Genomic DNA, 21,633 nt, shown 5'->3' with positions numbered 1-21,633 from the left:
TAAGGTGCAAAAAATAACCCGTGGAGGTCATATGAAGCGTTTTGCTCTGGCAGTGGTCACGCTGGTTGTTTGCGCAGGAGCGCAGGCAGCCAGCGAAGAAGTTGAAATGAATCTCGTCACTTCTCAGGGAGTAGGCCAGTCCATCGGGACGGTGAAAATCACCGAAACCGATAAAGGGCTGGAATTTGCTCCCGATCTCAAGGCCCTTCCACCCGGTGAACATGGTTTTCACGTTCATGCCAAAGGCAGCTGTCAACCTGCAATGAAAGAGGGGAAACCTTCAGCCGCTGAGGCCGCTGGGGGGCATCTGGATCCGCACAACTCTGGTAAGCATGAAGGCCCGGAAGGTATGGGGCACCTCGGCGATCTGCCGGTGCTGGTGGTGAATAACGACGGTAAAGCCACCGATCCGGTTGTTGCGCCCCGGCTGAAAAAGATTGACGAGGTCAAAGGCAAGGCGCTGATGGTCCATGTGGGCGGCGATAACATGTCCGATCAACCTAAACCGCTTGGCGGCGGCGGGGCGCGCTATGCCTGCGGGGTGATCTGATCGCCAATTGTTCCGGGTGGCGGCGCCTGTTCAAGCTGTGACAGGGAGCAGTGCAGCCGCCAGATAATGGACGCCAGATCGCGGGCCGCAGGCTGATGGTGGTGCGCCAGAGCGTCGCAAATACGCTGAAGCTCGGCGAGCGTGACGCTCAGGGGGCGTTGCTGAACTCCGCGCTCGCTCATCACATCGCGGAGCATGGAAATACAATTATCGCGGACCTGCGAAAGCGGGTCGGAACGCGTCTCCCAGGCACGCAGCTGCCACACCACGTGCGAACAGTTCAGCAGCACCACGCCCCAGCGCAGTAGCCAGCGACGGGAGAGGGAATCCTGGCTGTTGTTCAGCTGGCTGACATGATGGTAAACCAGCGATTCATACTCGCTTTCACGCAGATGCGGGCTGCGACTCAGTTGATCGACAAAACCCCTGCGCAGCTCACGAATATGCCTGCGGCTTTTACGCGCATCCGAGCCCGGGCGTAGCACGGCGAAAGCCAGCCACGCCAGCCCCACGCCGAGGATCTTCGCCAGGTTATCGTTGAGAAAATCAGCGTAATCGTAAACCGGAGGATTCGTTACAGAGATAAATGAGCCCATAAAAACAATCAACTGCCCCCACAGACCGGCCAGTTTTGGCATTTGCAGTTTGAGCAACTGCATGGTGGTTAATAGCGGGAAGAGAAACAGCAGAAATTGCCAGAGGTCGGTTATCTGCACCATCAAACCAAATTTCACCACGAAGCTGAACAGCGACAGCAGTACCAGCGTACGCAGCAGAAGCGTCAGGGAATTAAACGGGGAAGCTGCGACGGAATAGAGCACGCAGCTGATTGCCGCAAGCGTCAGGGCTGCACTGCCCGCATCCCATTGGGTGGTGATGGCCCATGCGCCCACGGCCGTCAACGCGCAAAACGTACGAAAACCGCTCCACAGCGCCTCCATTGCGTCGGTATGGCGCGCCAGAGCTGGGCTACCGGGAACGGAAAATTCGGTGACGGGCGTGGCATTTTCGACGGCTTTTAACCAGCGGCTGCTGCGCAGATACAAGCGGCAGAAATAGTTCAGACGCTGCCAGAAAGCGCGGTGCCGGTAATCATATTCATCCGTTGGGGCGAGCGGCGCGATAATGCGGGCCACGGTATAGATATCGGCATCCGGACGCGCAAGGGCGGCGAGAAGCGCCTCGATAACTTCCCGGGTATGGGCTGGCGGCGCAGGCCAGTTCAGCAACATCCGGCGAAGGCTTGAGATCGCACTCGTCATCCGCAATTGCTGGTGCAGTAAATAGTTCAGGAGCGTGTTCTGGCGACGAAAACGGTAGTGGCTCCAGAATGCCTGGATGCGCAGCAGATTCATGGTCAGGATCTGGCCGATGACCTTTTCGTGTGCTAGACGGATGTTATCGCTGCTATCAGGCTGCCAGAGCAGGCTGGCATGTTCCAGCAAACGCGCGTGCATCGTTTTAAGGGCGGTGATAAGCGTAGTGCCATCCGAGGTGCTGGGCAGGATCATCATCATGACGCCGCCGCACAGAATGCCGACCATCACTTCACATACGCGTGCCTGGGCGATGTCCCATAGCTCGGTGGTATCCAGCACGTTGACGACCGGAAAGGCGATAATGGCTGCGGTGTAACCTGCCAGTTGAAACGCGTACGCAACGTTGTTGGTAAAATGGGCGCAGGCCCAGGTGCACAGCCCCAGCCATGCCGACATGCTTAACAGAAAGAGCCAGGGATCGTTCAGGGTATGGCCGGCAAGAAGCAGTGCAGCGGTCGCACCCAGCAGGCTACCCGCCACGCGCCCGAGGCTTTTACTGATAACGCCCCCGACGGTAGGGAAGCTGACGACCGCCGCAGAGGTCATCGCCCAGTAAGGCTCATCCAGATTCAGATAATAGGCAACCGTAAGCGCAAGGCACATGGCGATGCCGTTACGCAGCGCGTAACGCCACTGCGGCCGTGTCGCTTTTATCCACGGCGTATTGCGCCAGGAGAAAGCTCCCAGGTTCATCATCGCGATCCGATGGCGACGGTGCAGGTTGTGCCAGAGACCAGAGTAATGTCTTTCGGCAGTTGCTCTAACTCGACGCGAACAGGCACCCGCTGAGCCAGACGCACCCACGGTACGTTGGGTTTGATGTCAGGCACCAGACCAGAATCGGTTTCCACGCTCTGATCGTAAATTGCCCGACCTATGCTACTAACGTGACCCTGTAACTTTTCTGCACCGCTGTAAAGCGTGATCCGGGCAGGCGCACCCTCGCGGATATGGCGCAGCTTGGTCTCTTCAAAATAACCTACAACATAGAAAGAGTGGCTATCTACCAGGGCAAAGACCGGCTGGCCTGTGGTGGCGTAATCCCCCACACGGGTCGACAGGCTCGTGATCCATCCATCCACCGGAGCTTTGACCACGGTCTGGGTCAGTTGCCACTCGGCCTGTTTCAGCGTTGCCTCTGCAACCTTCAGGCTGGCCTGCATGGCTTTTACATTGATATTGGCGGTATCGAGATCTTCCGCAGAGATGTAATTCCTCGACAGATGTCGGCGACGTTCGGCTTCGTTATTGGCTTTTGCCAGATCTGATTGAGCTTTTGCGAGCTGCGCCTGGGCATTGAGCACCGCAATGTGGAAAGGGGTCTCATCGATGCGGAATAACACATCGCCCGCATGAACGAACTGGTTGTCCTTCACCAGCAGCGCGCTGATACTGCCGGACACCTGTGGCGTGATGCTGACCTGTTCTGCGCGGATCTTGCCGTCACGCGTCCAGGGCGACTGCATGTAATAATTCCAGAGCCACCAGCCGGCCATAAGCGCCAGCGCTAAAACGAAAAGAGTGGAAAAATATTTTAACGTTTTCAATGCTATTCTCACCACACGGTTAACACGGCAAGGCCAAGACAGACGGAAAGGGTAAACAGGGAGAGATCCATTAACATCGGGTGCCAGATTTCACCGGAATACATCCAGTCGCGCAGCAGACGATGCGCAATGAGCCAGATCACAAAACCGACCATCACGGCTTTAAACAGTGGCGGAAAGTAGACCGATGCGCCGACAATCAGATCCTGGAGGGGCAACCCTGCGGAGAGGGAAAAGAACGTCACAAGCAGTGATCCTTTGCAGTGGGGTGAGGGCCACAATGGCATATTTCAATGCGATGGCGCATTACCGTTCAGTGTAAATCATCCTTTCAGGAATGATGAATACCGTGATTGCATTTGTTTTGGCAATACAAATACTGCAAACTATTCTAAAATCACTATAATCACTTAGCAAGCTAATTATAAGGAGATGAAATTGGAATCGCCATTAGGTTCTGATCTGGCAAGGTTGGTACGCATCTGGCGTGCTCTGATTGACCATCGCCTGAAACCTCTGGAACTCACGCAGACGCACTGGGTTACGCTGCATAACATTCATCAGCTCCCGCCCGACCAGTCACAGATCCAACTGGCAAAAGCGATTGGCATTGAGCAGCCGTCACTGGTGCGCACTCTTGACCAACTGGAAGAGAAGGGACTTATCTCCCGACAAACCTGCGCCAGCGACCGTCGCGCCAAGCGGATCAAATTGACGGAAAAAGCGGCCCCGATTATTACTGAGATGGAAGCCGTCATCAGTAAAACGCGTGGGGAGATCCTTGAAGGTATTTCCCCCGCTGAGCTGGAGATGCTGATAGGACTCATCGCCCGTCTTGAGCAGAACATCCACGATCTGCAGTCTCGCGACTGACCGAACGTAAAGGCCTTGCGAAATCAAGGCCTTTCTTATTATCTGAACACCACCACCCGGTTGCGCCCTGTCTCTTTTGCCTCATACATGGCTTTATCCGCGCTCTCCACGCAGGTTTCCGCACTGGTTTCCGGCGAGGTTGCGGTGAATACGCCCATGCTGATGGTAATGGGTTCCGGCAGATGACCGCCGCTGCTGGCTTTATCAAACCCGCTCAGCTTGAGGCGAATGCGCTCGGCCACCTGCCGCGCGGCGTCTGAAGGGGTATTTGTCAGCATCAACACAAACTCTTCACCACCGATTCGGGCCGCGATATCCTGGGGGCGCACGGAATCCGTCAGCAGATTAGAGACGAACTGTAATACCTTATCGCCCTGCAAATGCCCGTAACAGTCGTTGATACGTTTGAAACGGTCAAGGTCGCTTACCACCACCGATACCGGGTGTGCCTCCGTTGCAGAGCTGAGGGCATAGTTTAATGAATCATAAAAATAGCTGCGATTATAAAGACGGGTAAGCGGGTCGCGGATTGAATTTTGATATGACTGCTGGTATTTGACGTGCGAGTCACGATACAAATTAAAGACGTCGGAAAGCAAAATGAAAATAATCATTAATGTCGCGACAGTTTCGAATAACCGGGCGCGGTACCATGATACATCTTCTACGTATCCACCTAACAACAGCATTAACAGCGTGACGACATAACAGACGCATAAAAAATTGCCGCCCGCCCAGAACAAATTTCTTATCCGGGTCACGACCATCAGGGTGATTAATGTGACAACCCAAAGAATGACCAAAATGATGTTGATGGTCTGGCTCCAGAGAATCATGAACTGCCGGGTTTCATTATCCACAAGATCCAGGGTTAACGTCGTGGAATGGCTGGAATAGAACCACGCCAGCCAAAGCATGCAGCCCGTAAAGAGAGCCGATCCGACAACAATACCGATGTGGGTGCTTCGTGAAAGGGGGGAAACGCGAAGCGTATAAAGTAAGGCTGAGGCCATCATGAGCACCGCCATTAAGAGGTGTCGGAACATATAAAAGATCATCGCGTCATTATAGTTCGCCTCGTTGAACTGATAGAGATCCAGCCAACCTGGAAAACTGGATAGCGTACCCACCATCAGCAGTGCTGAACCGGCAAAGGCTGACGCAATCGGAACGAGATATAGCCGTTTTTTATCACACCAGTATTTCATTGCCATAAAACAGGCGATAAACAGATGGAATACCAGAAGAAAAATAGTGAGCGTAGGGAAAAATAGCGGAGAGAATGAAGGAACCCATTCAACAAGTTTTATAAAACAACCTTGTAACACGGCAATGATAAAAATGCACCCAAGTGCAAAGGCCACAAAGCGGTTCATTACAAATCGACAGTTCGCAAGCATAGAATGTTAAAAAATTAAAAAGAGGAAAAAGAGAATCAGACGAGTCTAAAGGAGGGAAATAAAAAATACTTTGCGCAGGAACAATATCAGAGGGAATTAATTATACGCCGTGTGAATGTATTTTTATAAATACATTTTTTAAAATGATAGTTTTTGTAAATGGATGCGGCCCGAAAGGACCGCATCCGTCGGGATATTAACGCGGGGAGACGGTGACCTGGCTACCGTTGCTTGCCAGTACAACACGCTGGCCTGCAGAGAAGCGAGTATTACCCTGTTTCTGCACAACCATAATGGTGCTGCCATCGTCTTTACGGATTTCCAGCTCAACGCCCTGAGTTTTGTTCATCGCACCCTGAACGCCCTGACCCGCTACGCCGCCTGCAACTGCGCCTGCTGCGGTAGCCAGAGAGCGACCGGTGCCGCCACCAATGGTGTTACCCAGGAAACCACCCAGCACAGCACCACCGATTGCGCCCACGACGTTCGTGTCATCACCACCCTGAATCTGAACAGGACGGGCATTAACGATAGTACCGTAGGTCACGTTCTGTACCTGTTTAGCTTCAGAAGCACTATATACGTCGCCGGAGAGTGAATTGTCGTTCACACAACCCGCCAGTGTTAAACCAATCAGCGAAACGCCCAGTACACGTAAAATCATTTGACTCTCCTGTTCACCAAAAAACGCCCGGTTGGGGCATCCGTTATGGCTAAATTATATGGCATTCCTGACCACAGTTCATATCTTTGCATGCCGAATAGATAAATTTTACCTGAACGGGGCTTAACGGGACATAAACAAAAACCGTCTGTGCTACAGGTCTGAGATTGTTAAAAAATATTATCACCGGATAGCAAAGCAGCGTTATTTATGATGGAGTGGTTGCACTTAGCCCATGTAACGTAAGGAAAGCGCATGAAATCGGGTCGCTATATCGGTGTGATGTCTGGTACCAGTCTTGACGGTGTGGATGTCGTTCTGGCCGCCATTGATGAAAACATGGTGGCGCAGCAGGCAAGCCTGACCTGGCCTATTCCGGTCTCGTTAAAAGAAGAGATCCTGAGCATCTGCCAGGGGCAACAGCTGACGCTTTCCCAACTGGGCCAACTGGATGTGCGTCTGGGGGCGCTGTTTGCTGATGCGGTACTGGCTCTGATGCAGCAAGAAAGACTTCATCCGCAGGATGTCGTGGCAATAGGCTGCCATGGGCAGACCGTCTGGCATGAACCTGTCGGCGAGGCGCCGCACACGATGCAAATTGGCGATAATAACCAGATTGTGGCAAAAACCGGCGTGACGGTGGTGGGGGATTTCCGTCGTCGCGATATGGCCCTCGGCGGTCAGGGGGCGCCGCTGGTTCCGGCATTTCATCAGGCGCTGCTGGCGCACCCGGTGGAGCGCAGAATGGTTCTGAACATTGGCGGGATTGCCAACCTGTCGATGCTCATTCCCGGGCAGCCCGTGCGTGGATACGATACCGGGCCCGGTAATATGCTGATGGATGCCTGGATCTGGCGTCAGAACGGTAAACCCTACGACAAAGACGCGCAGTGGGCCAGCCAGGGGAAAGTGATCCTTCCCTTGCTGCAAGCCCTGTTAAGCGATCCATTCTTTGCCCTGCCAGCGCCGAAAAGCACGGGGCGAGAGTATTTCAACTACGGCTGGCTTGAACGTCATCTGGCACGCTTCCCCGGCCTTGCGCCTCAGGATGTGCAGGCTACGCTGACTGAGCTTACCGCCGTGTCGATTTCTGAACAGGTGTTGCTCAGCGGCGGGTGCGAGCGTCTGCTGGTATGCGGAGGCGGAAGCCGCAACCCGCTCCTGATGGCACGCCTCGCCGCCCTGCTGCCGGGCACCGAAGTCACGACTACTGACGAAGCCGGGATCAGCGGAGACGACATGGAAGCGCTGGCCTTCGCCTGGCTTGCCTGGCGTACGGTTGCCGGTCTGCCCGGGAATTTACCCTCCGTAACCGGTGCGCGGGAGGCGAGCGTCCTCGGTGCTATTTTCCCGGCAAATCCGCGCCATAATCAGAGTTAACTGAAATTCAGCGGGAGGCATAACCCGTAAAATAGGGAAAAACAGGAGGGCGGTTAGGCCCTCCAGGACCAGGATAGTCTTCGGAATCTGCCCATGAAAAAACTTCTTCTCATTGCTGTACCTTTTCTTATGACCGGATGCAGCGTCTATAACCAGTTCGTTGAGCGTATGCAAACCGATACGCTGGAATATCGTTGTGATGAAAAACCGCTGACGGTGAAGCTGAACAACACTCGCCAGGAAGCCAGCTTTGTTTATGACAATAAGTTGTTGACGCTGAAGCAGGGGATGTCCGCCTCCGGGGCGCGTTACACGGATGGGATCTACGTCTTCTGGTCAAAAGGTGACAGCGCCACCGTCTATAAGCGAGACCGCATTGTGCTGAACAATTGTCAGCTGGAAAATCCGAAGCGTTGAGATTTTTGAAGGGGGCGCGCACAATAGCGCCACCCAACCTCACTTTCAGCTAACGCCATGTCAGATAACGACGAACTACAGCAAATTGCGCATCTGCGCCGTGAATACACCAAAGGCGGTCTGCGCCGCCAGGATCTTCCCGCCGAACCGCTGGTGCTTTTTGAACGCTGGCTGAAACAGGCCTGCGAAGCGAAACTGGCCGACCCGACGGCGATGGTCGTTGCCACGGTTGATGAAAACGGTCAGCCGTATCAACGCATCGTTCTTCTTAAGCATTATGACGAGAAAGGGCTGGTGTTCTACACCAACCTTGGCAGTCGTAAAGCGCATCACCTGGAAAATAATCCGCGTATTAGCCTGCTCTTCCCGTGGCATATGCTTGAGCGCCAGGTGATGGTTACCGGCAAGGCAGAGCGCCTCTCTACGCTCGAAGTGGTGAAATATTTCCACAGCCGACCGCGCGACAGTCAGATTGGCGCCTGGGTTTCTAAACAGTCCAGCCGAATCTCGGCCCGCGGCGTACTTGAAAGTAAATTCCTCGAACTCAAACAGAAGTTTCAGCAGGGTGAAGTGCCGCTGCCGAGTTTCTGGGGCGGGTTCCGCATCCCCATTGAGCAGATGGAATTCTGGCAGGGCGGTGAGCACCGCCTGCACGATCGCTTTTTATACCAGCGCGACAACGGTGGCTGGAAAATAGACCGACTGGCACCGTAATCCCCAAAATTTGTTGATTTAAGCGCTAGCGCACACCGCGCTGGCGCTTTATTCTATGGTCCTTTCGCATCAGGCGAAAAGTCGTGTACCGGCAAAGGTGCAGTCGTTTATACATGGAGAATTTGATGGCAAGCAGTAACTTGATTAAACAATTGCAAGAGCGGGGCCTGGTGGCCCAGGTGACGGACGAGGAAGCGTTAGCAGAGCGACTGGCGCAAGGCCCGATCGCGCTCTATTGCGGCTTCGATCCCACCGCTGACAGCTTGCATTTGGGGCATCTTGTTCCATTGTTATGCCTGAAACGCTTCCAGATGGCGGGTCATAAGCCTGTTGCCCTGGTTGGCGGTGCGACTGGTCTGATTGGCGACCCAAGTTTCAAAGCCGCTGAGCGTAAGCTGAATACCGAAGACACCGTGCAGGAGTGGGTGGATAAGATCCGTAAACAGGTTGCACCGTTCCTGGATTTCAACTGTGGTGACAACGCTGCGATTGCGGCGAACAACTACGACTGGTTTGGTGGCATGAACGTGCTGACGTTCCTGCGTGACATCGGCAAACACTTCTCTGTTAACCAGATGATTAACAAAGAAGCGGTCAAGCAGCGTCTTAACCGTGACGATCAGGGTATCTCTTTCACCGAGTTCTCCTACAACCTGTTGCAGGGGTATGACTTCGCCTGCCTGAACAAGCTGCACGGCGTGTCGCTGCAAATTGGCGGTTCTGACCAGTGGGGTAACATCACCTCCGGTATCGATCTGACCCGTCGCCTTCACCAGAATCAGGTGTTTGGTCTGACCGTGCCGCTGATCACCAAAGCAGACGGTACCAAGTTTGGTAAAACCGAAGGCGGCGCAGTATGGCTGGATCCGAAGAAAACCAGCCCGTACAAATTCTACCAGTTCTGGATCAACACGGCGGATGCCGATGTTTATCGCTTCCTGAAATTCTTCACCTTTATGGATATCGAAGAAATCAATGCGCTGGAAGAAGAAGACAAGAACAGCGGTAAAGCACCGCGCGCCCAGTATGTGCTGGCCGACGAAGTGACTAAACTGGTTCATGGTGAAGAAGGTCTGGCAGCGGCGAAACGCATTACGGCGAGCCTGTTCAACGGGACCCTGAGCGATTTAAGCGAAGAGGACTTCGAACAGCTTGCTCAGGATGGCGTGCCGATGGTGGAGATGGAAAAAGGCGCCGATCTGATGCAGGCGCTGGTGGACTCCGAGCTCCAGCCGTCTCGCGGTCAGGCGCGTAAAACCATCGCCTCTAACGCGATCACCATTAATGGCGAAAAACAGGCCGATCCGGAATACACCTTTACCGAGAACGACCGTCTCTATGGTCGCTACACGCTGCTGCGTCGCGGTAAGAAAAATTACTGCCTGGTCTGCTGGAAGTAATTAAAAGTACGCAGGGGCGTGGGAAACCACGCCCCTTTTGTTTTGACAGGGTTTGGTAAGTACAACATGAAGAACATCCTCGCCATTCAGTCCCACGTTGTTTTTGGACATGCTGGCAACAGCGCTGCGGAATTCCCGATGCGCCGCCTCGGGGCCAACGTCTGGCCCCTCAATACCGTTCAGTTCTCGAATCACACCCAGTACGGTAAATGGACCGGCTGCGTGATGCCGCCGTCGCATCTGACGGAGATCGTTCAGGGGATTGCGGATATCGACCAGCTTAAACGCTGCGATGCCGTACTGAGCGGTTATCTGGGTTCGGCGGAGCAGGGGGAACATATCCTCGGCATTGTGCGCCAGGTGAAAGCGGCAAACCCCGCGGCGAAATATTTCTGCGATCCGGTGATGGGGCATCCGGAAAAAGGCTGCATCGTCGCGCCGGGCGTTGCGGAGTTTCATGTCCGTCATGCATTGCCCGCCAGCGATATTATTGCGCCCAATCTAATTGAACTTGAGATCCTGTGCGAGCATCCGGTCAACAGCGTAGAAGAGGCTGTACGCGCCTCTCGCGAGCTCCTCGCCCAGGGGCCAGAGATTGTGCTGGTTAAGCACCTGGCACGCGCAGGGTTGAGCCAGGACCGTTTTGAAATGCTGTTGGTGACGAAGGATGAAGCCTGGCACATCAGTCGACCGCTGGTGGATTTCGGTACACGTCAGCCTGTCGGGGTCGGGGATGTGACCAGCGGTTTGCTGCTGGTGAAGCTATTGCAGGGCGCAAGCCTGCGCGATGCGCTGGAGCACGTCACCGCAGCCGTTTATGAAATCATGATTGCGACGAAGACGATGCAGGAATATGAGCTCCAGGTGGTCGCGGCGCAGGATCGCATCGCGAAGCCCGAGCATTATTTCAGCGCAACCCAATTGTAAGAGCAGGGATAGTGTAGGCCGGGTAAGCGCAGCGCCACCCGGCAATACAGCGCGCTCGGATTAATTCAACCCTTCTGCCTTCAGCGCCGCTGCAACCGCAGGGCGTGCCGCTACGCGTTCCATATACGACGCAATATGATCTAATCCTTCCAGGTTCAGCTTCACCGCGCGCGCCCAGCGCAGAACGGTAAACAGATACGCATCAGCAATGGTGAAACGCGCACCGCAGATCCACTGATCGTCTTTCAGTGATTCATTAATGTACTGCATCTTTTTCTCAAGTAACGCACGTACGGTCGGTTTGTACTCTTCCGGAGTATCCGGGCGGAACAGCGGCGTAAAGCCTTTGTGCAGCTCGGTCGCGATGTAGTTAAGCCACTCAAGGGTTTTATAGCGAGAGATACTGCCTGTTGGTGCCAGCAGCTGACGATCAGGCACGTTGTCGGCCAGGTACTGCATTATCGCCACGCCTTCGGTCAGCAGCGTACCATCATCCAGCAGCAGGGCCGGAACCTGCCCTTTTGGGTTAATCGCAAAAAAGTCATCCCCGTTTTCCAGGCGCTTTTTCATCAGGTCAACGCCGTCCAGCGTGAAATCCTTACCGCTCTCGCGAAGGGTGATATGCGAAGCAAGAGAGCAGGCGCCCGGTTTATAGAACAGTTTCATCGGTAACTCCTTTTTGCTGAGGTTCCCGCTATGTTAGTGCGCGTTCAGATAAAAAAAAAGCCGCTAATCAATTAGCGGCTTCTGTTCAGTCGTTTCCCGATGACATTACGCGTTCGCGGTGTTGATCGCTTTAGCGGATTTGTCGTCGTCCTGCGTCATACGATTGAGTTTTGGTGCGGTGAGCAGCATCAGCACGGCAATTACGGCTGTCGCGATACCAATTTGCATGAACACGGTGCCGTAGACGTTCAGGGAGACCAGCGGGTCGGTAACGTTGTCCGGTACCGCCATCAGGTTCGCAATCTTACCTGCAATGATGGCTGCGCCAGCGGTCGTCAGGAACCAGCTACCCATGATGAAGCCCATCAGACGCTGAGGGACCAGCTGTGCAACCATCGCCAGGCCCAGACCGGAGATCATCAGTTCACCGATGGATTGCAGCGCATAGCTCAGGATCAGCCAGTTAACAGACACGATACCCGCGTCGGTCGCGAATTTCGTCCCCAGCGGCAGCACCAGGAATGCGCCAGAGCACAGCACCATACCGATAGCGAACTTGTGCGGCATCGGCAGACGGTCGCCCATCTTGTTATAGATAGCGGCCAGAATCGGGCTACCAATCATGATCCAGAACGGGTTCAGTGCCTGGTACTGCTCCGGCTCGAACGCGATACCCAGGATGGAGTGCTCAACGTTGCGGATTGCGAAGAAGTTCAGGGAGGTTGGCATCTGGCTGTACAGGACGAAGAAGATAATCGCTTCCAGCATCAGGATGAACGCCACAATCATCTTACGACGTGCGGCACCCTGCATCGCGAAGGCTTCTTTAGCGAAGATAATCACGATACCCAGCGCAACCACGGCCAGTACGGCACGAGCAATACCCTGGTTGTGCAGCAGCCAGGTAGCGACAGCGGCCAGGATCACAATGCCGACGATGGTTGCCAGCAGTTTGCCCATATGCACGGGTTCGAAGTCTGGTTTAGAACCATAATCTTTAACCCAGCTGCGGCAGAACAGGAAGTTCACAACGGTGATCAACATACCCACGAAGCTCAGCGCAAACGCTACGCTCCAGCCGAATTTCGCGGCCAGCCATGGAGTTGCCAGCATAGAGAAGAATGAACCGATGTTGATGGACATGTAGTACATGGTAAATGCACCGTCCAGACGCGGATCATCTTTGTTGTAGCAGGTAGAAAGCAGGGAGGAAGGGTTAGCCTTAAAGAGGCCGTTACCTACCGCGATGGTAGCCATGCCCATGTATACCACGCCCGCATCGTGCCCGGACCATGCAACCAGACCATAGCCAATCGCCAGAACCACGGCGCCCAGCATAATGACACGTTTCGTACCGAGAACTTTATCGCCTAACCAGCCGCCGATGGCGACCAGGCCATAGACCAGAGCGCTGAAGGACGAGAACAGCGTGATGGAATCGGCTTCGGACATACCCAGTTGCTTAACCAGGTAAACGGCCATAATCCCTTGCAGGCCGTAGTAGCCAAAACGCTCCCACAATTCGATAGAGAAAATGAGATAGAACGCTTTAGGCTGTTTGAAAGCGTTAAGACTTACGCTCTCATCTGTTGGTTTATTGTTTGCAGTAGACACATATACCTCTTTTTTTACATCCCATATTAACGGGGGTGTTCATAGCGTGATGACCGCAGTCCATCCGCTTTATAGTTATATTGGGAGGGGAAACGGCGGGTAATGTTCACTATCCAGCCCCATCTGGCAATACGTTTGTAATAATCTGTTACATTTAACTGTGGCGGTATAATCATCGGTTCACGCAAATGTTATGCAGCGTTAAATTTCATCCGTTGAGAATTGGTGGTTTTTTTCACTGTAAATGACCCTGATGAATGGCTGTATGGCGATATGTTCTGCTATTTTGGGTGAAAGGCAGTGATATAGCCCATATTCTGAAAAATGACTGGTCTTATATGCGGTGAGTAATGGATGAAATCTTGTCTGGCAAAGGCGTGGAGAGGGTTTTAACAACAAAAATCCAACATCAAGTTATCAGAGTGATCGCGATCACAGATGTATAGAAATTTTTGGTGATGAAAAAACTATTAACCTGTTTGAGTGTTAAATATCCGCAGAATCGACAACACTTTATGGACAATGAGAGGGAAAATTACGGCCAAGGGAGAAGATATCAGAGCCCTTGTTTAATCTAAGGGCTTGAACAGTAACAAGTGGACGTACCTTCAGGGATAGACTTTTTCTTTGTATTCACAGAGATCTTCGATAATGCAGGAGCCGCAGCGTGGCTTACGTGCAATACAGGTATAGCGCCCGTGAAGGATTAGCCAGTGATGGCAATCCACCTTAAATTCCGCAGGGACCACTTTTAATAGCTTTTCTTCCACCTCTTCCACGTTTTTACCCGGCGCGAACCGGGTGCGATTAGAAACGCGGAAGATGTGAGTGTCCACGGCGATCGTCGGCCAGCCAAACGCCGTGTTGAGCACGACATTTGCCGTTTTACGCCCGACGCCTGGCAACGCTTCCAGCGCTGCGCGATCTTCCGGAACTTCACCGCCGTGCTGCTCAAGCAGGATCCGGCAGGTCTTAATGACGTTTTCGGCCTTACTGTTAAACAGGCCGATGGTCTTAATATAGGATTTTACACCTTCAACGCCCAGCTCCAGCATGGTCTGCGGCGTATTGGCGACAGGGTAGAGCAGGGCCGTGGCTTTGTTGACGCTCACGTCAGTGGCCTGCGCAGAGAGCAGCACCGCGATCAACAGTTCAAACGGCGAGTTAAAATTCAGCTCTGTCGTTGGATGAGGATTCTCATCGCGCAGGCGCGTCAGGATCGCAATGCGTTTCTCTTTATTCATACTGCTTTCTCGGGGATCCCTTCCTGTACGCTGCGTTCAGCGGCGCGGCGTTTACGTTTTTCGTCAATCAGGTATTTTAACGCCAGCATCATCCCAAGGCCAATGAAGGCGCCTGGCGGTAGCATGGCCAGCAGGAATGGGGTGTCCGTATGGAACACCTCGATACGCAGCGATTTCGCCCAGCCGCCAAGCAGCGCGTCCGCACCGTCGAAGAGCGTACCGTTGCCCAGAATTTCACGCAGAGAGCCGAGGACGAACATGGCGGCAGTCGCGCCCATGCCGATGGAAAACCCATCCAGCGCGGAAATTGCCGGGTTGTTTTTCACCGCGAAGGCTTCAGCGCGTCCCACGACAATACAGTTAGTCACGATAAGCGGAATGAAGATCCCGAGCGACTGGTACAGGCCAAATGCGTAGGCGTTAATTAGCATTTGCACGACGCTGACCACCGATGCAATGATCATGACATAAATCGGAATACGGATTTCCGATGGCGTCCAGCGGCGCAAAACAGAAATGGAGAAGTTGGTCAGGGTCAGCACCAGCGTGGTCGCCAGCCCCAGCCCGAGCGCGTTGGTGGCGGTAGACGTCACCGCCAGCAGCGGGCACAATCCCAACAGCTGTACCAGTGCCGAGTTGTTTTTCCAGAGTCCCTGGACGATAACCTCTTTAACCTGGCTCATGGTCACTCCTCACAGGCGGAAAGATGATTGATCTGCGCGGGCAGCGTTTCGGCATACAGACCGGCGCGTTTGACGGCGTTGACGACCGCGCGGGGCGTAATCGTGGCGCCCGTGAACTGGTCAAACTCACCGCCATCTTTTTTCACCGCGAAAGCAGGATCGTCCTCGCCATGAATCATCTTACCGGCAAAGTGTAAAATCCAGTCGCTCAGGCGTGTTTCAATTTTGTCGCCAAGGCCCGGCGTTTCGTGATGTTCCGTCACGCGCGTACCCAGCACGGTGCCGGAAAAATCGCTGCCTACCAGCAGCTGAATTGCGCCAGAGTAACCGTCCGGCGCGGTGGCTTCCATGATGGCACCCACCGGGTTCTCGCCCTTACGGGCAATATAAACGCGGTGTGTTCCTTTACCGAGCTGCGGGGCCTGCACGACAAAGCAGCTTTTTTGCAGGTCATTATCATAGAAGTCTGATGGGATCACCTGATCGAACAACGCCTTTTGCTGCTTCATTGCCTGCTCTTCAATGGTGCTTTTCGTCAGTTCATTTACCAGCGCGGTCAGCCCGGTGAGGGCGGCGGCGAAGATCGCCAGCGTGACGCCGTGTTTTTGCATAGTCTTTAGCATGGCGTAACCCTTAGCGATGACCGTACACGCGTGGACGCGTGTAGTAGTCGATGAGCGGAACGGTGATGTTAGCCAGCAGTACGGCAAATGCCACGCCGTCCGGATAGCCACCAAAGCTGCGAATAAGCCAGACCAGCAAGCCCGCCAGCGCGCCGAAAATCAGACGACCTCGGTTGGTGGTAGAGGCGGTGACCGGATCGGTGAGAATAAAGAATGCCCCGAGCATGGTCGCGCCGGAGAGCAGATGGAGCTGTGGGCTGGCCAGTGACTCAGGTGAGATGACCCAGCCGAGCGTTGAACAGACGGCCAGCGTCACCAGGAAGCTCACCGGAATATGCCAGCGGATCGCTTTTTGTTGCAGCAGGAAGGCACCGCCCAACAGGTAGGCCAGATTGACCCACTGCCAGCCCGCACCCGCCAGTACGCCGCTGTAAATAGACGATTTCATCACCTGCTCGACGCTGTGGCCGGCACGCAGGGAGGTTTTGAAGGTATCGAGCGGGGTGGCCTGGCTGATGCCATCCACGCCCATGCGAAGCGCGTTCATATCCGCGCCCATCGCGGTGTGGCCAGTAAAGATAACGTTCAGGGCATCCATAAAGCCGGGCACCGTGGCGGCGATCTCATGCGGCGGCAGCCAGCTGGTCATCTGTACCGGGAAGGAGATCAGTAGCACCACGTAACCAATCATTGCCGGGTTAAACGGGTTATGGCCCAGCCCACCGTACAGCTGCTTGGCGATGATCACCGCAAATACCGTTCCCAATACTACCATCCACCACGGGGCGAACGGGGGAATGCTGATGGCAAGCAACAGGCCGGTCAACAGGGCGGAGTTATCGCTCAGGATGCGAGTCACCTCCATTTTGCGCAGCTTCAGGATCGCTGCTTCCGCTGCGACGGCACTGGCGCAACCCAGAACTAACTGGAAAAGCGTACCCCAGCCGAAAAACCAACACTGTACGGCAATACCTGGCAACGCGGCCAGGCACACCAGCATCATAATACGCGATGTCTGGCGCTGGTTATGGGTATAAGGGGAACTTGCAATTCTGAAAACCATTTAATCCTCGTTAACGGCTTGCTGCGCGGCTTTCTTTGCCTGAACACGCGCAATCGCGGCGGCGACTGCGGCTTTGCGTGGATCGTCGTTGGCGGCCGCAGGCCGTTCGTCCTGCTGTGCCGCTTTTCGTGCTTTGGCACGGGCGATGGCCGCTTCAACGGCGGCTTTACGTGGGTCGACAGGCGCTTCACTCTCTTCGGCAGGCTGAAGCTGTGCCGCTTTACGTGCTTTGGCGCGGGCGATAGCGGCTTCAACGGCCGCCTTGCGCGGATCGGTCGCTTCCTGTTCAACCACCACTGTCTGCTGACCGGCTTTACGGGCTTTTGCCCTGGCGATAGCCGCTTCCACCGCCGCTTTACGCGGGTCTGTGTCGGCTTCCGGTTTGGCGTTTTGCGCCTTCTCCGCCTGACGTGCGCGCGCTTCGGCTTTACGCGCTTCGCGGGCGGCAATCGCTTCGCTATTGTCCGGCTTTTGGCCAGCCACGATCGCTACCGGCTGAGCGGCAGTCGCGTTCTTCTCCCGCACACGGGCGAGGGCAGCGTTAATCGCATCCTGATCTTTCGCCGCAGGCTGCACGGCAGCCTGCTTATGGCGTTCCTGACGGGCTTGTTTCTCGCGCTCCAGTCGCGCCTGGCGCGCTTCAAAGCGGGCCTTCGCTTCAGCGGCACGTTTTTCTTCCATGGAGATAGCGTAGATTTCGGCTTTCTCCTGACGAAAGTACTGCACCAGCGGAATATTGCTTGGGCAGACCCAGGCACAGGCACCGCATTCAATACAGTCAGCCAGGTTATGCGCCTGGGCTTTATCGTGCAGCTGGCCTTTGCTGTACCAGTACAACTGCTGCGGCAGCAAGTCTGCCGGACACGCATCCGCGCAGGCGCTACAGCGTATACAACCTTTCTCTTCCTGCGTTTCGCCCATCTCCGTTGGGGAAGGGGCGAGCAGGCAGTTGGTAATCTTCACCACTGGCACATCCAGCCACGGCAGGGTAAAGCCCATCAGCGGGCCGCCCATAATGACCATCTGCTCGCTCCCCGGGCAGAAGCCAGCCTGTTCCAGCAGATGATGCACCGGCGTACCCAGACGCGCCCAGACGTTGCCGGGACGGGAGACGGACTCGCCGGTCAGCGTGACGACGCGTTCGGTCAATGGCTCTCCGTCAATCACCGCACGTTTCACCGCGTAGGCAGTACCCACGTTTTGCATCAGCACGCCGATATCGGACGAACGGCCCCCGTGGGGGACCTGTTTTCCGGTCAGGATCTGCGTCAGCTGCTTCGCCCCGCCGGACGGGTATTTGGTTGGAATCACGCGCAGGGCGATATCATGGCTGTCCGCCAGTACCGCACGCAGCATCGAAATGGCCTGCGGTTTATTGTCCTCAATACCGATCAGCACTTCGCGGGGTTGCAGGATATGCGCAAGAATGCGAATACCTTCCACCACCTGCGCGGCACAGTCCTGCATCAGACGATCATCGGCGGTGATGTACGGTTCGCACTCGGCGGCGTTAATAATCAGCGTTTCGATTTTATCGCCGCCGCCGTGAAGCTTGGCGCCGGTCGGGAAGCCAGCGCCTCCAAGACCTGCTATGCCAAACTGATGAATGCGTTCAATCAGCGCTTCACGGCTGCGGGAACGGTAGTCGCTCCAGCCGTCACGATCGATCCAGAGATCTTCCCCGTCGGCTTCAATGATGACGCTCAGCTCAGACAACGCCGAGGGATGGGCAACGGTATGGGGGGCAACAGCCACCACCTTGCCCGAAGTCGGGGCATGTATCGGCAACATACGTCCACGACCAAAGGTCAGCGGCTGGCCGCGAAGGACGGTATCGCCTTCTTTCACGCACAGCTCGCCTTCCGCGCCGATGTGCTGTTTCAATGGCATCACGTAGCGGGTCGCCAGCGGAATTTGACGCAGCGGCGTGCCGTTTGACTGGGTTTTCATTTCCGGGGGATGGATACCGCCGTCGAAGTCCCAGATCTTCTCTTTTCTGAAAGCAGAAAATAACTTAAGCATGTTGTTCCACAGGAATATTGCGAACCGGAATGGTCTGAAGATCCCATTTCCAGCTTTCGGTCGTCGTTTCAACCGGGCGGAGTTCTATACACTGCGTCGGGCAGGGGGCCACGCAGAGGTTACAGCCGGTGCACAGGTCCGCCACAACGGTGTGCATGGCGCGGGTTGCGCCTACAATGGCGTCGACAGGGCACGCCTGAATACATTTGGTGCAGCCGATGCAGTTGGCTTCGTCGATAACAGCAAGGGCACGAACGGGCTCCTGCGCCTGTTCATCGCCGTCGACAGGCTGCGGATCGACGTTCAGCAGGGCAGCTATTTTAAGCATGACCGCTTCGCCACCCGGCGCGCAGCGGTTGATCTTTTCTCCCTGCACGCCCACCGCCTCAGCGTAAGGACGGCAGCCAGGGTAGCCGCACTGCCCACACTGGCTCTGCGGCAAAAGCTCATCAATTTTTTCAACCACCGGATCGTCCTCCACCGCAAACCGGCGGGAGGCATAACCCAGAATGATGCCAAAGACGAGTCCCAGTACGCTGATGGACGCGATGGCAATCCAGATAGCACTCATTACAACTTCACCAGACCACTAAAGCCCATAAAGGCCAGAGACATTAAACCTGCGGTCACCAGAGCGATGGCGTTTCCGCGAAACGGCGCGGGAATATCCGCCGCTGCCAGACGCTCGCGAATCGACGCGAACAGGACCATAACAAAAGAGAAACCGACCGCCGCGGAAAAACCGTACAGCGCCGACTGCATGAAATTATGCCCAAGGTTGATGTTGAGCAGCGCCACGCCCAGCACAGCACAGTTGGTGGTGATGAGGGGCAGAAAAATACCCAACAGGCGATACAGGGCAGGGCTGGTTTTACGCACTACCATTTCGGTAAATTGCACCACCACCGCAATGACCAGAATAAAGGACAAGGTGCGCAGGTAGAGCATGTCCAGCGGGATCAGGATCCAGGTATCAATCAGCCATGCGCAAATGGAGGCCATCGTCATCACGAAGGTGGTGGCCAGCCCCATGCCCATTGCCGTCTCCAGCTTTTTGGAGACCCCCATAAACGGGCACAGGCCAAGGAACTTCACCAGTACGAAGTTATTAACCAGCACAGTTCCGACAAAGAGCAGTAAGTAATCGGTCATTATTTAGCCTGAAATAAAAGAGCCGCCTATTATCGGATAAACGACAACAGGCCACAACAGGTTAACTGTAAGGTTATTACGGGTTAACGAAGGTCTTCTTAACGCGCGTCGACCGCTTGAAATAGGGCACCAGAAGCGCCGTTGCAAGCAACGGAAAGAGTAGCTGGCGAACCGCCAGTGCGTCAGAAACTGGCGAAAAAGCGAACGCTTTGACGGCAAGCAGCACGGAGACCAGCAGCCAGATAATGTAATGTTTCGGCACGCTTTTGCGGCGTTTGAAGAAGGCGATGGTCAGCCAAAGCGTGTAGTACCACATCGCGATTGCGAAAACGAACGACACAAACCACGTCGCAATATTGAGCGCACTCTGAGACATCAGTGTCTGGATAGCATGAGGAGTAACCAGTGCAGTGGTGTAAAGCAACAGCGCCAGCGAAGCGCTTAATAAAGCCACCAGCAGCCATGCCAGCGGGGCGATTAACCAGCCCCCAATTCTCTCTCCAGGCAATGCGGTCATACGCTCTCCCATAGTCTGCGCGAAATGTTATACAGAAATTTGCAGGGCGGAGAGTATATAACATTTCACGCCGAAGGCTACTTTCTTATACAACGTAACGCCAGACAGATTTAGGTACTTCCCCCACGTTGAACAGACGACCGCCAGAGACGAGTTCGGCGCGACGATGGTCAGCCGCGCGGTACATATTGATGATGTCCTGATTATCCGACAGCGTGTAGTTCAGATGGTCAAACAGTTTTTCCAGGCTTTCGAGGGAATTGATCTTGCGAAATTTTAATAAATAGTCCTGAACTGTCATATTAATAAGTTTCCATATAAAAGGGTAATACCCATAAAGGTAATGCGTTCGAATAATAAACGGATTAATAAAGACGTAAACTGTCCACTCGGGTAACGCGACGAAATTAGGAGTTTTCTTTGCGAAGATTCAGGCATCAGCAGATGCCTGGAAGAGAAGGGTAACCCCGTTCATTACGGCTGGCAATACGTTCCATGACGTAATGTGTCACGCTTTATGACGATGCGGCTTACTTTGGTTGAGCAACAGTAACAGGCTCCGGCGGCTGGTAGTTATCGATATGGCTGGCAATGCCGAGCAACACGACTGAAACGCCAAGGACAATCCATCCCGCTAATTCAATGATTCGATTAATTATTGATGACATATTTTGTGTTTGTAATTTATCCATAAATACAGATTGCAAATGTTACAGCGGCCTTTTCGACAGAGCAAGCGCTTTGGGAACGATTCCCGGGCCCCATATACACACTTTAATGCGAGGTAACAAAAAAAGCTGTCGCGAGATGCTATTTTAACTCACAGGGCACATTATTAATCTGTGCGTTAAGCACAAG

General features: G+C 54.4%; 24 protein-coding genes. 7 read left to right on the top strand and 17 right to left on the bottom strand.

The window, feature by feature from the left end; all coding sequences use genetic code 11:
• Window positions 1-31: 31 nt before the first annotated feature.
• Window positions 32-550: a superoxide dismutase [Cu-Zn] SodC gene (gene sodC / locus INF86_RS06725; protein WP_022647904.1), complete on the top strand. Its 519-nt coding sequence runs from the start codon at window positions 32-34 to the stop codon at window positions 548-550.
• On the opposite strand, the gene INF86_RS06720 is transcribed toward sodC, so the two are convergent.
• The 3 genes from INF86_RS06720 to INF86_RS06710 are packed head-to-tail and all read right to left on the bottom strand — an operon-like array spanning window position 529 to window position 3,661.
• On the bottom strand, window positions 529-2,562 hold the full coding sequence (locus INF86_RS06720; protein ID WP_032677351.1) for an FUSC family protein: 2,034 nt from the start codon (window positions 2,560-2,562) through the stop codon (window positions 529-531). The genes sodC and INF86_RS06720 overlap by 22 nt on opposite strands.
• Window positions 2,562-3,422 (bottom strand): HlyD family secretion protein, encoded by an 861-nt coding sequence (locus INF86_RS06715; RefSeq protein WP_038417029.1) that lies wholly within the window; start codon window positions 3,420-3,422, stop codon window positions 2,562-2,564. Before INF86_RS06715 ends, INF86_RS06720 begins: the two co-directional genes overlap by 1 nt.
• Before the next feature lie 2 nt (window positions 3,423-3,424).
• Window positions 3,425-3,661, bottom strand: coding sequence for a DUF1656 domain-containing protein (locus INF86_RS06710; RefSeq protein WP_022647907.1), 237 nt, complete (start codon window positions 3,659-3,661; stop codon window positions 3,425-3,427).
• 187 nt (window positions 3,662-3,848) lie between these two features.
• Between INF86_RS06710 and slyA the strand changes: the two genes are divergently transcribed.
• Window positions 3,849-4,289, top strand: a complete 441-nt coding sequence (gene slyA, locus INF86_RS06705) for a transcriptional regulator SlyA (RefSeq protein WP_032623345.1) — start codon at window positions 3,849-3,851, stop codon at window positions 4,287-4,289.
• 38 nt (window positions 4,290-4,327) lie between these two features.
• On the opposite strand, the gene INF86_RS06700 is transcribed toward slyA, so the two are convergent.
• Window positions 4,328-5,689 carry a GGDEF domain-containing protein gene (locus INF86_RS06700; protein ID WP_045308479.1) on the bottom strand — a complete coding sequence of 454 codons (1,362 nt, stop codon included), beginning with the start codon at window positions 5,687-5,689 and terminating at the stop codon, window positions 4,328-4,330.
• Window positions 5,690-5,885: 196 nt separating this feature from the next.
• Complete coding sequence (slyB, locus tag INF86_RS06695) at window positions 5,886-6,353, bottom strand: outer membrane lipoprotein SlyB (RefSeq protein WP_022647910.1); 468 nt, start codon at window positions 6,351-6,353, stop codon at window positions 5,886-5,888.
• Window positions 6,354-6,608: 255 nt separating this feature from the next.
• On the opposite strand from slyB, the gene anmK reads away from it, so the two are divergent.
• The 5 genes from anmK to pdxY all read left to right on the top strand — a co-directional run bounded on the left by anmK (window position 6,609) and on the right by pdxY (window position 11,191).
• Window positions 6,609-7,733, top strand: a complete 1,125-nt coding sequence (gene anmK / locus INF86_RS06690; protein ID WP_032624364.1) for an anhydro-N-acetylmuramic acid kinase — start codon at window positions 6,609-6,611, stop codon at window positions 7,731-7,733.
• 93 nt (window positions 7,734-7,826) lie between these two features.
• Window positions 7,827-8,150, top strand: coding sequence for a C-type lysozyme inhibitor (gene mliC, locus INF86_RS06685; protein ID WP_022647912.1), 324 nt, complete (start codon window positions 7,827-7,829; stop codon window positions 8,148-8,150).
• A gap of 57 nt (window positions 8,151-8,207) precedes the next feature.
• Window positions 8,208-8,864: a pyridoxamine 5'-phosphate oxidase gene (gene pdxH, locus INF86_RS06680; RefSeq protein WP_003857601.1), complete on the top strand. Its 657-nt coding sequence runs from the start codon at window positions 8,208-8,210 to the stop codon at window positions 8,862-8,864.
• A 125-nt stretch (window positions 8,865-8,989) separates the two neighbouring features.
• The gene (gene tyrS / locus INF86_RS06675) at window positions 8,990-10,264 is read left to right on the top strand and encodes a tyrosine--tRNA ligase (RefSeq protein ID WP_038415949.1); all 1,275 of its coding nucleotides are present in this window, start codon (window positions 8,990-8,992) and stop codon (window positions 10,262-10,264) included.
• A gap of 66 nt (window positions 10,265-10,330) precedes the next feature.
• The gene (gene pdxY, locus INF86_RS06670) at window positions 10,331-11,191 is read left to right on the top strand and encodes a pyridoxal kinase PdxY (RefSeq protein WP_063137521.1); all 861 of its coding nucleotides are present in this window, start codon (window positions 10,331-10,333) and stop codon (window positions 11,189-11,191) included.
• 60 nt (window positions 11,192-11,251) lie between these two features.
• Here pdxY and gstA read toward each other — a convergent pair whose 3' ends face one another.
• From gstA to blr, 12 genes are all read right to left on the bottom strand, one after another.
• Window positions 11,252-11,857: a glutathione transferase GstA gene (gene gstA / locus INF86_RS06665; RefSeq protein WP_023299960.1), complete on the bottom strand. Its 606-nt coding sequence runs from the start codon at window positions 11,855-11,857 to the stop codon at window positions 11,252-11,254.
• A gap of 105 nt (window positions 11,858-11,962) precedes the next feature.
• Window positions 11,963-13,471, bottom strand: coding sequence for a dipeptide/tripeptide permease DtpA (gene dtpA, locus INF86_RS06660; RefSeq protein WP_022647916.1), 1,509 nt, complete (start codon window positions 13,469-13,471; stop codon window positions 11,963-11,965).
• 608 nt (window positions 13,472-14,079) lie between these two features.
• Window positions 14,080-14,715: an endonuclease III gene (gene nth / locus INF86_RS06655; RefSeq protein WP_161177683.1), complete on the bottom strand. Its 636-nt coding sequence runs from the start codon at window positions 14,713-14,715 to the stop codon at window positions 14,080-14,082.
• A complete protein-coding gene (locus INF86_RS06650; RefSeq protein WP_003857592.1) occupies window positions 14,712-15,398 on the bottom strand; it encodes an electron transport complex subunit E in 687 nt (228 codons plus the stop codon). The genes nth and INF86_RS06650 overlap by 4 nt, the downstream gene beginning before the upstream one ends.
• A 2-nt stretch (window positions 15,399-15,400) precedes the next feature.
• Complete coding sequence (rsxG, locus tag INF86_RS06645) at window positions 15,401-16,021, bottom strand: electron transport complex subunit RsxG (protein ID WP_063148153.1); 621 nt, start codon at window positions 16,019-16,021, stop codon at window positions 15,401-15,403.
• Between the two features lie 10 nt (window positions 16,022-16,031).
• Entirely contained in the window at window positions 16,032-17,084 is a 1,053-nt protein-coding gene (gene rsxD / locus INF86_RS06640) for an electron transport complex subunit RsxD (protein WP_022647918.1), read from the bottom strand.
• On the bottom strand, window positions 17,085-19,106 hold the full coding sequence (gene rsxC / locus INF86_RS06635) for an electron transport complex subunit RsxC (protein ID WP_193543362.1): 2,022 nt from the start codon (window positions 19,104-19,106) through the stop codon (window positions 17,085-17,087).
• Window positions 19,099-19,677, bottom strand: coding sequence for an electron transport complex subunit RsxB (gene rsxB / locus INF86_RS06630; RefSeq protein ID WP_015570664.1), 579 nt, complete (start codon window positions 19,675-19,677; stop codon window positions 19,099-19,101). The genes rsxC and rsxB overlap by 8 nt, the downstream gene beginning before the upstream one ends.
• Entirely contained in the window at window positions 19,677-20,258 is a 582-nt protein-coding gene (gene rsxA / locus INF86_RS06625) for an electron transport complex subunit RsxA (protein WP_022647920.1), read from the bottom strand. Before rsxA ends, rsxB begins: the two co-directional genes overlap by 1 nt.
• Before the next feature lie 76 nt (window positions 20,259-20,334).
• Entirely contained in the window at window positions 20,335-20,775 is a 441-nt protein-coding gene (locus INF86_RS06620) for a DUF2569 domain-containing protein (protein ID WP_015570663.1), read from the bottom strand.
• Window positions 20,776-20,860: 85 nt separating this feature from the next.
• Entirely contained in the window at window positions 20,861-21,076 is a 216-nt protein-coding gene (ydgT, locus tag INF86_RS06615) for a transcription modulator YdgT (protein ID WP_000217941.1), read from the bottom strand.
• Between the two features lie 229 nt (window positions 21,077-21,305).
• Entirely contained in the window at window positions 21,306-21,431 is a 126-nt protein-coding gene (gene blr / locus INF86_RS06610) for a division septum protein Blr (RefSeq protein WP_193543376.1), read from the bottom strand.
• Window positions 21,432-21,633 lie beyond the last annotated feature (202 nt).

This window comes from Enterobacter cloacae complex sp. I1M, assembly GCF_014982425.1.
GTDB lineage: Bacteria > Pseudomonadota > Gammaproteobacteria > Enterobacterales > Enterobacteriaceae > Enterobacter > Enterobacter intestinihominis.
This window is presented reverse-complemented; position numbering and strand designations above follow the sequence as displayed.